Consider the following 12319-nt stretch of genomic DNA (forward strand, 5'->3'; position numbering starts at 1 on the left):
CCTAATAGATAATATAAGTTAAGGAGGAGGAAACGAAGATGTGGGAAACCAAGATTGTGGAGATTCGGGAAAAGGTAAAGGAAAGTATAGAGGGTTTGTCTTATGAAAAACTGAATCAAAAACCTTCTCAAGAGGAATGGAGCATTGCACAAATCGTCCTTCACCTTGCCGGAGCGGAGATGCGCTTTTTGACTTTGGCCCTCGATTCTGCAGAAAGTGGAGGGGGTAGAAGCGATTCCGATGTTGATTTATCTGTATTTGATGATCCATCCCAAAAACTGTTAGCACCCATCGAGCCTTCCACTGATCTACAAACCATGGAAGATTTGATGAAAGCATTGGAGGAGTCCCGTTCCCTCACCACATGCTTTCTGAAGAAATACACGAAAGAAGGCTTGAATCATCAATCCATGCACCATCACCGATTTGGAGACATGCCGATATGGCAGGTCCTCGAGCTTCTCGGAAAACACGAACAAAGGCATCTCATGCAAATGGAAGATGTGAAAAAGAGAATAAGATAGAAATGTTCTTTTCTTTTATAGTAGAGTGCGGTAGAATTAGTAGCAGGTACTAATAACATGTATTAATTAGGAGGATAATAATGACTCTTTCATTAAAAGGTAAAACATATGTTGTAATGGGAGTGGCGAATAAGCGCAGTATCGCGTGGGGTATCGCCCGTTCGCTGCATCAATCAGGTGCACGTTTGATTTTTACATATGCAGGGGAACGTTTTGAAAAAGGTGTCAGGGATTTAGCGGGAACACTCGAAGGCGGAGAAGATTCACTCGTACTTCCATGTGATGTGACGAATGATGAAGACATCGAAAAATGTTTTGCCACTATTAAAGAAGAAGTGGGGAGCATTCATGGACTGGCTCACTGTATTGCTTTTGCCAATAAAGAAGAGCTTGCCGGAGATTATATGAATACGACAAGAGACGGTTTCCTGCTTGCTCACAATATCAGCTCATATTCACTTACTGCAGTGGCAAAAGTGGCTAAGGACCTTATGACAGAAGGCGGAAGCATTGTGAGCATGACGTACTTGGGCGGAGAACGAGTCATGCAGAACTATAATGTCATGGGAGTGGCAAAAGCTTCTCTTGAAGCGAGCGTGAAATATCTTGCGAGCGACCTTGGGAAACACGGTATCCGTGTGAATGCCATTTCTGCAGGTCCGATTCGTACCCTGTCAGCCAAAGGCGTTGGGGACTTCAACAGCATCCTGAAAGAAATCGAAGAGCGTGCTCCACTTCGCCGCAATACGACTCAGGAAGAAGTCGGAGATACAGCAGTATTCCTTTTCAGTGATTATTCAAGAGGGATTACAGGAGAGAACCTTCACGTAGATTCAGGCTATCACGTACTGGGATAATAATATAAAAAACGGCTGTGGGATAAGATTCCCTCTGCCGTTTTTTTTATATTCCATAAACATGAAACCCCTGGGCGCTTTTTGCATACATATAAAAGTGGAGATCAATTAGGAGGTGTCTCAGTGAGAAAAGAGAAAAAAGCGGGGAGAGAACCCCTGCTGTATATAAACCAGCCGAGATTAGAAGAAGTGAAAGGCAATATGCAAGTTACTTACCGATCAGTCAAGAAACCCAAGGCAAAGGAAGAGATTGATAAAAGTAAAAGGATATCAGACTCTGAAACACCATTAGGTGTACAAGAAGGTAAATATGTTGATGAGCAATTATTTTTGGATCAGGGGGAGCACAACAAGGAAGAACCAAATGTCCAACCGGCCCCTCCGCTTCCAGAACGGAAAACGGCCACTTCTGCGTTCAGGAAATTAAAGCCATTCCGTGAATTGACCATAGAAGAGAAATTAGACTACATTTCTGCAAGCATTTCCGGTAAGGTACCTTTTCCTTGTGAATTTTCAAATGGTGTGTTGGCAGTGAAAGGCGTCATCCTTGAGGATTCCGGAAATGAAATAACCGTTAAAAGCTTTCAAGGGGAAGAGGTAAAAATGAGGAAGAATGAATTGCAATCCATCAAGATGATCGGCCTCCAATAAAAAAGAGCCAGGCGGGATTCCCGGCTGGCTTATTTCATCTGACTTAGTTTATTTCGTCACATTCCAAGAATACGTGTACATCTTTGATACATTGAATCGCACAGAAGCAATCCAGGTCGACTGTGATACATTCACCGGTAAATACCCAGTCAGTGTTATTGCCCATAGTGTCCATATCAGAACCGGATCCTGACCTTGAACCAGAACCAGAAGCTTCAGCATAGTCAGGCTTTAACACTTGAAGAGTGGCACAGCAGTTATCAAAAACTTCCTTTACCCGGAAAAATGGTGATTTCCAAGGGCATCCTTTGATGTGCGCTTTAAACGTCTCACCGTTTTTTAGATATAATTTGAAGATACGAGTGTTCAACCGATTGGAAGGGCTCACCAATGAACCTAGTGGCTCAAGGAAACAATCATTTTTACAATCGTTACACTCCTGATTTGCTTCGTCTTGGATATCTTTAATAGCACGGACGGCTTGACATACGCAACCACGATCTTTTGAACTATTGTCTTTATCTCTTCCGCAACCCATATAGAAGTTCCTCCTTAAAATGAATTTCATTTACATTACTAACATATTGTCTTGTAGGCAATTAGGTAACGGACATCTGCCCTCTTTTGTAAATTTGGGCTTGTATAATTTGTGAATTGAAGGGAGTCTTTCCATTGCAAGTTACTTTTATTGAACTGATTGCACTTGGCTTAGCCATATTTCGTTTGACCCATCTCATTGTCTTCGATAAGATCACTGAGTTCTTACGAGCTCCATTTTTCGATGAGTATGTTGAAGTGGAAGAGAATGGGGAAGAGGCAATTTATCTTTCTCCCAAAAAAGGTGGTTTGAAGGGGTTTATCGGAGAGTTATTGTCTTGTTATTGGTGTACGGGTATATGGGTATCAGGCTTTCTTTATGGAGGCTATTACTTTTTTTCATTGTACTTCACTCCACTCATCACCCTATTGGCCGTTGCGGGAATCGCTGCCATCCTGGAAGCTGCGGTACAAAGTTGGAAAACAGACTGAAGCTATAGGTAATTAGTGGAAACAAGCTCGGGTTTCTTCACATATACTAAATAGGGAATCAGGATAAAGGAGGAAATAAAAAGTGAAGAAACCCTCTACAAATACACAGAAACAAGGAAACTCATCCACTAAGAAAAAAGGGTGCGGCTGTGGGTCAAAAGTGAAAAAAAGCTAAGACTGCTCAAATTGGGCAGTCTTTTTTTCATAAAAATTGACTTTATGAAAAAAATAAAGGTGAGTACAAACAAAAGAGGGGTCTGTCATGAATAAAAAAAGGATCATCATTCCACTTTCATTATGCGTTTTGATTGGATGTGCGAATAAGGAAGATGGAAGCGATAGTAAGATTGCACTTATGAAGAAAACCAATCCGCCCCCCATTGAATTAGTGGACAATCCAGAGACTGACAGTTACGGTCACGCCATCAAAAGGGAAATCTCCAAGATGGAGGAGCTTTATGATGTAGCTGTCATCCAGGGAAAGAAAGAAACGCTAGTTGTTTACAAGGTGAAACACTTGCACAGATTCAAAATGAAAAAGATCGAAAAGAAAATGGACCGCTATTTGGAAGATAAATATCCAAAAGAAGATTTTATATTATCCAGTGACTATAAAATCTTTCTCGAAACCATCCGCTTAAAAGAAAGGCTGAAAAATGGGTCAATCTCAAAAAAGGATGCCGAAAAAAGATTCCAGGATATCGTGAAGCTGCAAAAAGAGAAAACGTAGGAGGAATGTTTCGTGGCAAAAACACAAAAAACACCCGAACAAAAGAAGTACGAACAGTTAGAAAAACAATATGAAACGAAGCGGCCCCTCCTGAGAAACGTGGTGAAAGCATTCTTTGTGGGAGGCTTCATCTGTCTGATCGGACAGGCGGTAACGTATATGTACATTTATTATTTCAACTTCACTGAGCAGACTGCAGGGAACCCTACGGTTGCGACGATGGTCTTTTTCGCCATGCTCCTCACCGGCTTTGGGGTGTATGACCACATTGGTCAATTTGCAGGGGCAGGAAGTGCCGTCCCTGTCACAGGCTTCGGGAACGCCGTGATTTCTGCCGCCATTGAGCACAGAACAGAAGGACTCGTCCTCGGTGTTGGAGGGAATATCTTTAAACTGGCAGGATCTGTCATTGTCTTCGGGGTATTCTCAGCCTTTATAGTGGCATTAATCAAGACTATTCTAATCCAGCTGGGGGTGATCTGATGCTGCAAGGGACACGTTCGTGGGTATTTCCTGGCAATCCGGCCATCCTTTCAACCGGTGTCGTCGGTGGGCCTTTTGAGAAAAAAGGAAACCTCACAGCCGACTTCGATCAATTTTACGATGATGTATGGATGGGGCAGGAAACATACGAGAAAGCCAACCGGACACTCATTGAAGACGCCGTTCAAATTGCTCTCGAAAAGCAATCTCTGCAAAAAAGCGATATCCAATTTTTTTTGACTGGTGATCTGATCAATCAAATCACCCCTTCAAGTTTTGCAGCAAGAACCAGTGGAATTCCTTATTTCGGTTTGTTCGGGGCGTGCTCGACATCTATGGAAGGTCTCGCGCTTTCAGCCTTTTTAGTGAATTATCACGGAGCCCGTCATGTGGTTACGGGAGCTTCCAGCCACAACTCTGCTACGGAGAAACAATTCCGCTACCCCACTGAATATGGTGGCCAGAAACCCCCTACGGCCCAATGGACGGTTACGGGTGCCGGATATGCTGTAGTTGGAGATGGGACATCGGTCACCATGCCGACTCCGAGAGTGACATCTGCAACGATCGGGAAGGTGGTGGATATGGGGTTGAAGGATCCATTTAATATGGGTGGGGCCATGGCCCCGGCAGCTGTTGATACGATTGTTGGTCATTTTCAGGATCTGGGAAGGGACCCTTCCTACTATGATCTCATTATTACAGGCGATCTTGCCACAATTGGAAGGCAGACGGCTGTTGAAATGTTGAAACAAAAAGGCTACGCGATCCCTGATGGGTTATTTCAAGATTGCGGGATGCTGATATATGGTGAAAGTCAGCCGGTTCAATCAGGAGCAAGTGGGCCGGGGTGTTCAGCCACCGTACTTTACGGTCATTTATTGAATGAGATGAAAAAAGGAACGTACAAACGCATCTTGGTCATTGCGACAGGAGCATTGTTGTCACCCCTGACATTTCAACAAGGAGAGTCTATTCCTTGTATCGCCCATGCGGTGTCGATTGAATTTATGTAGATCTGAAAGGAGGAAACCAAGTGTTAGCGATGTTTTTTTGGGCCTTTACAATAGGTGGAATCATCTGTGTGATCGGTCAATTATTGTTTGATGTGGCGAAACTGACCCCGGCGCACACATTAAGTCTGCTGGTAGTCTCGGGAGCCATCCTTTCAGGCTTCGGATTATATGAGCCCCTTATCGATTTTGCCGGGGCGGGAGCGACCATTCCCATCACGAGCTTTGGGAACGCACTCGTCAATGGGGCGATGCAGGAAGCCGGGGAACACGGATTGGTGGGAGTTCTTACGGGTATGTTCGAAGTCACAAGTTCCGGGATCTCATCCGCCATAATCTTCGGATTTATTGGTGCGCTCCTGTTCAAACCAAAGGGATGATAGAGGTGAAAACAGATGCCTGAATACTTACAGGTGGCACTAAGAAGTATATTTATCCTGCTTTCCCTTTTTGCAATCACCAAATTGTTGGGGAAGAAGCAGCTGTCGAAATTATCGTTCTTCGAATACATCACAGGGATTACAGTCGGGAGCATTGCAGGGACACTTTCAATGGATTTGAACCTGCCCTTGAGTGAAGGGCTGATGAGTATCCTATTATGGTTTGCATTTCCCCTCCTGTTTTCTTTCCTGTCCCTGAAGAGCATTCGCTTTAGGAGATTTGCTGAAGGGAAGCCGACGGTATTTATAAAGGATGGAAATATTGATGAAAAAGCATTGAAGAAAGAGAAGTATTCTGTTGATGAAATGCTTGAACAGTTACGGAAAAAAGATGTATTCCGCGTTGCAGATGTAGAATTCGCATCCCTTGATACGAACGGCGATCTAAGTGTTATGCTGAAGAAAGAAAAACAGCCCCTTGTCCGGGAAGATGTATATGACATATCACTAAAATCCACTCCACCACAAGCCGTCATTACAGATGGGAAAATCGATCAAAAAGCACTGTCTGAAGTAGGCTTTCCTTTGCCATGGTTAGTTCGTGAGTTGTCTAAGAGGAAACTCACAGTGGAATCTGTCTTTCTGGCACAATTAGATTCTGAAGGCAACCTGACATTTGATCTGTATGATTGGACAAACACACAATAAAATATCCAAAAGCCCATACGTTATCCTCTTTTTGTACATATGTTATAAGAGACTAAAGGTAAAAGAGAGGTGAAATTATATGTATGGATATGGATACGGTGGCTGTGGATATGGCGGCTGCGGTTATGGTTCGACATTTGTCTTGATCGTTGTGCTTTTCATTCTCTTGATTATCGTCGGAGCAAGCTTCTGTTAGAAAGGAGTACAAAAGGCAGAATCCTCATTAGAGAGATTTTGTCTTTTTGTTTTTATCTATTTTTTTCTAAAGAGTGACGTGTCGGGTGCTTTCCACTACAGGTGCTCGCTTTCCGCGGGGCGTGAGTTGAGCCTCCTCGGGCTTTGCCCTGCGGGGTCTCAACTTTCCCGCAATTCCCGCAGGAGTCGAGCACCTTCCGCTCCAATCAACTTAAAGCATAATTTTTAAAACATGCCTAAGATAAAAAACTGAACATAGAAGCAATAGAACCTGCCTTTATACTACAAAAGTAGAGATTGACTTCTGTAGTATAAGCCATGTTTATTATTGGTTTTGTCACTCCTGAGCTCTGTCGCACTAATCTTGTGAGATGGTGAGGGGAACTGCGTAGACTCCTGCGGAAAACGGGCGTGCCGAGACCCCGGAAGCGAAAGCTGAGGAGGCTCGGCCGTCCGTCCGCGGAAAGCGGAGCGGTTCCCCTTGCCATCCCACCATACATTGATTGACAGAGCCCGGGCAGACAATATGTCTGAAAAGCAACAACCTTTGCGGAAAGAGATTGTTGTTAAGGAATGACAACATGCTACCTCGATTATTTTCATTTTCAATTCACGCTCCTGGGTTTTTTACATATGATGCTTATAGTTAAAAGGAGGCGTGATGGAAATGAATAATAACTTTTTTAAGAATTTAGAGAAGAAGACAGGCGTTAACATGAACGAAGTGTTAGAGCTTGCGAACTCTTTACAAAATGCAAACTTCAAAGATGAAGCTACGGTTAGAAGCGTCATCAAACGTGTATCTAAAATCGCCAATAAACCTGTAAACAAGGAAATGGAAGATAAAATTGTCCAATCGATCGTAAACGATGGAAAGCAATTGGACTTCGGCACAATCTCCAACATGTTAAACAAGGGGAAAAAGTAAAAGAAGAAATCAAGATCAAGGAGAATGGACATAAAAAAACGTGAAGCCACGTATTTTATGTTAATTCTTCTTTTTTTAGGATGTTTTAAAGAGACAGGAAGGTAAGCATAAATACGTTTTTAACAATCTGAAATTGGGTAAATAAAACCAAGGAGGTCATAAAAATGGGATATATTGCGCCGATTCCTCACTATCAATACAAACAATATCAGGAAAGAGAAATCAAGGTTGATAAACACCACTTCAGCTTTTTCCCCTTACAACCGATTAAACCACTGAAAAATAATTCACAAGCTCACCCGGAAGGAACAAGCGAACACGTTCCACATTCCGATCAAGTAAAGGCTCCATATGAGAAACTAAGCAAACCATCCGTTCCTTCAACACTATTAGCACAGCTCACAGGAAAAGGAACCCACTTTAGCGAATATGTGTAGTGAACCGATTCTATGGAGGTATTGACTTGAAACTACAGAAATTCACAGAACATTGCTATGCATTTACCGGTGCGGTTACGATTGGTTATTGTGTAAAAGATGGAAAGGGGCTTTTAATCGATAGCGGATTGGATGATTCCGCTGTGAAGAAGGTAATGAGAATATTGGAGGGAGAGGGACTTCCCCTCGATTATTGTGTGATCACCCATGCCCACACCGATCATTTTGGGGGTGCCCACTATCTTAAGAGTAAGTATGATATTTCATTGTTTGCCCTGAAATTTGAAAAAGCCATCATAGAGAATTCCATATTAGAACCCATTTATTTGTTCAATGGGGCCGTTCCTATAAATGAATTACGGAATAAATTTCTTGAGGGACAGGCAGTTGAGGTGGATGGAGAACTATTTTCAGGAGAAAATATCATTGGTCCTTTCACTTTCGACGTCATTGATTTACCAGGGCATTCGCATAATCAGGCAGGTCTCCTGGTTGATGAAATCTTATATGCAGCAGACAGTTATTTTGGCCGTGAGACGTTGAAGAAGCATGTGATCCCTTTCATTGTAGATGCAGACCAAACACTTGAATCATTAGAAAAACTCCTTCACATTTCCTGCAAAGGAGCGATACCTGGCCATGGACGATTCGAAGACGACATCACCCAAACAGTGAAGGAGAATATCGAACTTCATAAAGAAAGGATGAACTCCCTTTTAGCAGTGGTAAATACATGTCCTAACGGAAAGACAATCGATCACATCTTGAAGGAATACTTGGAACTACATATGATCACCGTCTCGAACGTGGGGCAGTGGCTGCTATTTAGAACATCGGTCACAGCATACCTCACAAGTCTTGAACGTAAGAAACTCCTGTCCTTTTTGATCCAAAACAACGAAATGATCCTTAAACCCTGTTAATACCCTTGAACCAACAAGGTTTTTCCATCTTCCCATTCTGCGTAAAGCACGTCCTTGGAAGAGAGGAAGCCTTGTTTTTTTATTTCACTCAATAACCAACTATCTTCTTGTCCGGCAAGGGTTAAGTTATCATAGACAATTTCACCATCTACTATAAAGGCAAGAGGGAGGGTGGCTGCTTTGATTGGGAGTTGAAGATCCTGGCGCTGTACTATATCATATAGTGGCTTTCGAATGACGCTCAACGTTCCGTCTGATTCAAGAAGAGCATATTCACACTCTCTTACAGAAAATACATCCTTTGCACGAAGTAAATGCTGGAGCTGATTCAAATCCAAATGATTCTTTTTGAGTTCTTCAAAATTGATATTCCCTTTATTGATGATTAACGAAGGGGTTCCCTCAAGCATATGTCTGAATCGCCTTGATTTTTGGGTGAAATATTCAGTAATGAAGATCAGGCTTCCCCAAATCGAAATGGCAGCGAGAATTTGGAAGACGGTTGTTTTCCCGTCATAAAGGGAGTTTCCCACGAGCTCGCCAAGAATTAAAGCGGAAATGAAATCGAAAGCTGATATTTGCGTGATTTGTGTTTTTCCGAGGATTTTTGTCAAAATGAGTAGAGCAAAATATCCAACTATCAATTCGATGGCAATGGACTTGATTTCCATGATGTTCCCCCTTTTCCATACCTTTCACCATTATCGCCGGGATGGTTCATGAATATACGAAGGGATAAACAAAAAAACAGAGAATCCAGGCCTGGATTCTCTGTTTTTTTCAGATAGTTTTTTTCATTGTTTTATGAGGAATGCCGGCATCCAGGAATTCATCGGAAGTAACCTGATATCCTAATCCTTCATAAAAAGGAATGGCATATGTTTGGGCATTTAATTTCAATTGTGATAATGGCTGCCTCTTCGCATACTCTTCAATGGCGAGCATCAACTTACGCCCGGCACCTTTCCCCCTGATGGATTTAAGGACGCAGATCCTTTCTACCTTTCCAACTCCATCGAGAATACGAAACCGTCCAGCCCCGACCGCCTGGTTCTCATCATAAAGAACGAAATGGGTGGATTCGCTTTCATACTCATCGATTTCTTCTTCCAGGGGAACCTGTTGTTCTTCTACAAAGATCGTCTTTCGTATATGGAATACCTCTTTGATCTGATCCTCTGTTTTGGCAACTTCGACGTTCACCGTTTACTGTTCCTTCCCTAATCGGAATGTTTCGTACACGGTCCAGGAGCCGTTTTCTAGCTGATAAAGTAAGTGGAAGCGGTCGATTATTTCCTCGTGATCGATGCCAAGCATGCTCAATGAACCGAAAATATCCGAATGTTCATCATTCGAAAGCTTCTGGGCAATCGTGATGTGAGGAACGAAAGCGAATTCCGGTTCGTCACCCATGAAGTTTTGATGATGCATGTCATCGTGCAACCCTTGTAGTTCAGGCTTTGACTCGACCTTGAAATAGATCACATTGTTTACAGGTTGAAAGGAACTTACTTTGTACACCTTTAAATTAAACGGGTCGTATTTCTTTGAAATCACGGAAAGTTTTCCTGCGATATCTTTAATTTGATCGTCGTCTGCACTAAAGACATTTTTTAATGTCAAATGTGGCGGGACCAATGCGTAATGAGGATCATAGCGTTTCCTATAAGAGTTCGCGATATCTTGTAGCTTTTTCGATGGGAAAATGACTATACCATAATTCATTTTCTTCAATCCTCCTCTATTTAACTATCATTGTCATATGTATAGTATAGCAAATTCTTCAAAAATTTAATATAGGGCGAATGAAAGAGCAATGGGCTGATTACAGAAGCTCAACGGCTGTTCTGACAGACAAGGGGGGCGCCACTTGCCTTTTAGGTCAGCTAAAACATTATTTTTAATGCACGTTTTATATCAGGCTGCCAATGCTTCCATGTGTGGTCCCCGTCAAATTCTTCGTAAAAGGAACTGAATCCTTTTTGATCGAATGCTTCATGAAGCTGTCGGTTTGGTTTCAAGAAGTCCTTTACTTTACCATCTGTCGTTTTCACTTCGGTTTCCTGCATTCCTATTATATGATAAATGCTTAACAGATGAGGCTGTGTGAAGTCTTCCACGGCATCAAGGACTTTTTCGTTGACGAATGGAGATTGAAGGAGAACCTTACCGAATGTATTCGGGTATTTCAACGCAGTCATCAAAGACACGGTTGCACCCAATGAATCTCCCATGAGGGCACGTCCCATCCCCATATGATAGGTCGGATAATGCTCATCTAAATAGGGGACCAATTCATGTGCCAGAAAACGGATATACGCATCATTTTCCTCACCGTGGGGATGATACTTCCGTCTGCGATCCTCTACATCCTTGTATGGGACCCCCACTATGATCATATTTTCGATTTCCCTGTTTGAAAGCAGTTCATCCGCGTGTCGGGGGATTCTTCCAAGCTGGAAGTAATCTTTGCCATCCTGAGCAATGAGCAGGGTGTATTTATAAAGGGGAGAGTAGGTTGCAGGTAAGTAAACAAGCATCTTCATCTCTTCGTTTAATTCTTTGCTAAAGAGGTTTAATTCGGTTACAGTTCCTCTTGCGGTTGTCATGACGATAGCCTCCTAAGATCAGTGTTAACGTTTACACAAAGATTGTACCATAATCTCTTTCATAATTCCCAAAAGCTGATTACAATACGAAAATTCAAAAGAGTGTTATAATTTTCAATAGAATCAAGGCTGTTTAGAAAGGGGAATACCAATGAATAAACCTGTTCATTCAAGAGATGTTACGAAAGCTGCATTAAAGAGATTGAAAGATCGTGGAGTGACGATAGAAGATATTGCCGAAATCGTCTTCGAAATGCAGTACCCATATAATCCTGGGCTTACTATGGAAGATTGTATCGATAGTGTGAAGAGAGTGTTATTAAAACGGGAGATCCAGCATGCCATCCTGGTCGGGGTGGAATTGGATCAGCTTGCTGAGGAGAAGAAACTTTCAGAACCTCTTCAATCGATCGTGGAAACGGATGAGGGTTTGTTTGGGGTCGATGAGACCATCGCACTGGGGGCAGCACTTGGATATGGAAGCATAGCGGTGACAACTTTTGGTCATCTTGACAAAAATAAGATCGGCATTATCCGTGAATTGGATACGAAAAACGGAAAGGGAGTCCACACCTTTTTAGATGATATTGTTGCAAGCATCGCTGCAAATGCCTCTTCAAGAATTGCCCACAGCCTGAGGGACCTGGAAGAGAATATTTCCGAAGAAGATAAGTTGAAGTTCGAAGACGAGGAATTAATCGGCTAATGGACAACCTGATATATAACAGCGGGGGACTGAAGAAAGAGAGTCATCTTCAGTCCTTTTTGTGTGGACAAATATACGTCGAGGGTGAAATGGACGTTAATTTTTGTAACCGCTTTATACATCTCCTATACATTGACGGGTCCAGG

The 12319-nt window shown here is 42.5% G+C and carries 19 protein-coding genes; 14 read left to right on the forward strand and 5 right to left on the reverse strand.

Annotated elements, in window-relative coordinates; all coding sequences use genetic code 11:
- Window positions 1-38: 38 nt before the first annotated feature.
- The 3 genes from NQ095_RS11755 (at window position 39) to NQ095_RS11765 (ending at window position 2032) form a co-directional block, all read left to right on the forward strand.
- Complete coding sequence (locus tag NQ095_RS11755) at window positions 39-524, forward strand: DinB family protein (protein ID WP_258263671.1); 486 nt, start codon at window positions 39-41, stop codon at window positions 522-524.
- A gap of 80 nt (window positions 525-604) precedes the next feature.
- On the forward strand, window positions 605-1381 hold the full coding sequence (gene fabI, locus NQ095_RS11760; RefSeq protein WP_258263672.1) for an enoyl-ACP reductase FabI: 777 nt from the start codon (window positions 605-607) through the stop codon (window positions 1379-1381).
- 123 nt (window positions 1382-1504) lie between these two features.
- Window positions 1505-2032 carry a spore coat CotO family protein gene (locus NQ095_RS11765; protein WP_258263673.1) on the forward strand — a complete coding sequence of 176 codons (528 nt, stop codon included), beginning with the start codon at window positions 1505-1507 and terminating at the stop codon, window positions 2030-2032.
- Window positions 2033-2075: 43 nt separating this feature from the next.
- Here NQ095_RS11765 and NQ095_RS11770 read toward each other — a convergent pair whose 3' ends face one another.
- The gene (locus NQ095_RS11770) at window positions 2076-2570 is read right to left on the reverse strand and encodes a CotY/CotZ family spore coat protein (RefSeq protein ID WP_258263674.1); all 495 of its coding nucleotides are present in this window, start codon (window positions 2568-2570) and stop codon (window positions 2076-2078) included.
- Between the two features lie 134 nt (window positions 2571-2704).
- Here NQ095_RS11770 and NQ095_RS11775 point away from each other — a divergent pair, with 134 nt between their 5' ends.
- The 10 genes from NQ095_RS11775 (at window position 2705) to NQ095_RS11820 (ending at window position 8858) form a co-directional block, all read left to right on the forward strand.
- The gene (locus NQ095_RS11775) at window positions 2705-3061 is read left to right on the forward strand and encodes a DUF1360 domain-containing protein (protein ID WP_258263675.1); all 357 of its coding nucleotides are present in this window, start codon (window positions 2705-2707) and stop codon (window positions 3059-3061) included.
- A 262-nt stretch (window positions 3062-3323) separates the two neighbouring features.
- On the forward strand, window positions 3324-3791 hold the full coding sequence (locus tag NQ095_RS11780) for a sporulation protein (protein WP_034763497.1): 468 nt from the start codon (window positions 3324-3326) through the stop codon (window positions 3789-3791).
- A gap of 12 nt (window positions 3792-3803) precedes the next feature.
- Window positions 3804-4274, forward strand: coding sequence for a stage V sporulation protein AC (gene spoVAC / locus NQ095_RS11785; RefSeq protein ID WP_258263676.1), 471 nt, complete (start codon window positions 3804-3806; stop codon window positions 4272-4274).
- Complete coding sequence (spoVAD, locus tag NQ095_RS11790) at window positions 4274-5290, forward strand: stage V sporulation protein AD (RefSeq protein ID WP_258263677.1); 1017 nt, start codon at window positions 4274-4276, stop codon at window positions 5288-5290. The genes spoVAC and spoVAD overlap by 1 nt, the downstream gene beginning before the upstream one ends.
- A gap of 20 nt (window positions 5291-5310) precedes the next feature.
- On the forward strand, window positions 5311-5667 hold the full coding sequence (gene spoVAE / locus NQ095_RS11795) for a stage V sporulation protein AE (RefSeq protein WP_034763503.1): 357 nt from the start codon (window positions 5311-5313) through the stop codon (window positions 5665-5667).
- 15 nt (window positions 5668-5682) lie between these two features.
- Entirely contained in the window at window positions 5683-6375 is a 693-nt protein-coding gene (locus tag NQ095_RS11800; RefSeq protein ID WP_258263678.1) for a DUF421 domain-containing protein, read from the forward strand.
- Window positions 6376-6454: 79 nt separating this feature from the next.
- Window positions 6455-6571: a YjcZ family sporulation protein gene (locus NQ095_RS11805; protein ID WP_258263679.1), complete on the forward strand. Its 117-nt coding sequence runs from the start codon at window positions 6455-6457 to the stop codon at window positions 6569-6571.
- 666 nt (window positions 6572-7237) lie between these two features.
- Complete coding sequence (gene spoVIF / locus NQ095_RS11810) at window positions 7238-7498, forward strand: sporulation-specific transcription regulator SpoVIF (protein ID WP_034763965.1); 261 nt, start codon at window positions 7238-7240, stop codon at window positions 7496-7498.
- 164 nt (window positions 7499-7662) lie between these two features.
- A complete protein-coding gene (locus tag NQ095_RS11815) occupies window positions 7663-7935 on the forward strand; it encodes a hypothetical protein (protein ID WP_258263680.1) in 273 nt (90 codons plus the stop codon).
- Window positions 7936-7961: 26 nt separating this feature from the next.
- On the forward strand, window positions 7962-8858 hold the full coding sequence (locus tag NQ095_RS11820) for an MBL fold metallo-hydrolase (protein WP_258263681.1): 897 nt from the start codon (window positions 7962-7964) through the stop codon (window positions 8856-8858).
- On the opposite strand, the gene NQ095_RS11825 is transcribed toward NQ095_RS11820, so the two are convergent.
- The 4 genes from NQ095_RS11825 to NQ095_RS11840 all read right to left on the reverse strand — a co-directional run bounded on the left by NQ095_RS11825 (window position 8855) and on the right by NQ095_RS11840 (window position 11467).
- A complete protein-coding gene (locus NQ095_RS11825; protein WP_258263682.1) occupies window positions 8855-9529 on the reverse strand; it encodes a DUF421 domain-containing protein in 675 nt (224 codons plus the stop codon). The genes NQ095_RS11820 and NQ095_RS11825 overlap by 4 nt on opposite strands.
- 109 nt (window positions 9530-9638) lie before the next feature.
- A complete protein-coding gene (locus NQ095_RS11830; protein WP_258263683.1) occupies window positions 9639-10061 on the reverse strand; it encodes a GNAT family N-acetyltransferase in 423 nt (140 codons plus the stop codon).
- Window positions 10062-10064: 3 nt separating this feature from the next.
- A complete protein-coding gene (locus tag NQ095_RS11835; RefSeq protein WP_258263684.1) occupies window positions 10065-10583 on the reverse strand; it encodes a YjcG family protein in 519 nt (172 codons plus the stop codon).
- Between the two features lie 161 nt (window positions 10584-10744).
- Window positions 10745-11467, reverse strand: a complete 723-nt coding sequence (locus NQ095_RS11840; protein ID WP_258263685.1) for an alpha/beta hydrolase — start codon at window positions 11465-11467, stop codon at window positions 10745-10747.
- 151 nt (window positions 11468-11618) lie between these two features.
- On the opposite strand from NQ095_RS11840, the gene NQ095_RS11845 reads away from it, so the two are divergent.
- Window positions 11619-12173 carry a phosphatidylglycerophosphatase A family protein gene (locus tag NQ095_RS11845; RefSeq protein ID WP_258263686.1) on the forward strand — a complete coding sequence of 185 codons (555 nt, stop codon included), beginning with the start codon at window positions 11619-11621 and terminating at the stop codon, window positions 12171-12173.
- Window positions 12174-12319: the final 146 nt, after the last annotated feature.

Origin of the sequence: Rossellomorea sp. SC111, assembly GCF_024733565.1 — a bacterium.
Lineage (GTDB): Bacteria > Bacillota > Bacilli > Bacillales > Bacillaceae_B > Rossellomorea.

Coding starts and splice junctions, on each gene's coding strand:
- fabI (WP_258263672.1), top strand. CDS start 605: ATGACTCTTTCATTAAAAGGTAAAACATATGTTGTAATGGGAGTGGCG.
- NQ095_RS11835 (WP_258263684.1), bottom strand. CDS start 10,583: ATGAATTATGGTATAGTCATTTTCCCATCGAAAAAGCTACAAGATATC.
- NQ095_RS11770 (WP_258263674.1), bottom strand. CDS start 2,570: ATGGGTTGCGGAAGAGATAAAGACAATAGTTCAAAAGATCGTGGTTGC.
- NQ095_RS11805 (WP_258263679.1), top strand. CDS start 6,455: ATGTATGGATATGGATACGGTGGCTGTGGATATGGCGGCTGCGGTTAT.
- spoVIF (WP_034763965.1), top strand. CDS start 7,238: ATGAATAATAACTTTTTTAAGAATTTAGAGAAGAAGACAGGCGTTAAC.
- spoVAD (WP_258263677.1), top strand. CDS start 4,274: ATGCTGCAAGGGACACGTTCGTGGGTATTTCCTGGCAATCCGGCCATC.
- NQ095_RS11780 (WP_034763497.1), top strand. CDS start 3,324: ATGAATAAAAAAAGGATCATCATTCCACTTTCATTATGCGTTTTGATT.
- NQ095_RS11845 (WP_258263686.1), top strand. CDS start 11,619: ATGAATAAACCTGTTCATTCAAGAGATGTTACGAAAGCTGCATTAAAG.
- NQ095_RS11755 (WP_258263671.1), top strand. CDS start 39: ATGTGGGAAACCAAGATTGTGGAGATTCGGGAAAAGGTAAAGGAAAGT.
- NQ095_RS11800 (WP_258263678.1), top strand. CDS start 5,683: ATGCCTGAATACTTACAGGTGGCACTAAGAAGTATATTTATCCTGCTT.
- NQ095_RS11815 (WP_258263680.1), top strand. CDS start 7,663: ATGGGATATATTGCGCCGATTCCTCACTATCAATACAAACAATATCAG.
- NQ095_RS11840 (WP_258263685.1), bottom strand. CDS start 11,467: ATGACAACCGCAAGAGGAACTGTAACCGAATTAAACCTCTTTAGCAAA.
- NQ095_RS11825 (WP_258263682.1), bottom strand. CDS start 9,529: ATGGAAATCAAGTCCATTGCCATCGAATTGATAGTTGGATATTTTGCT.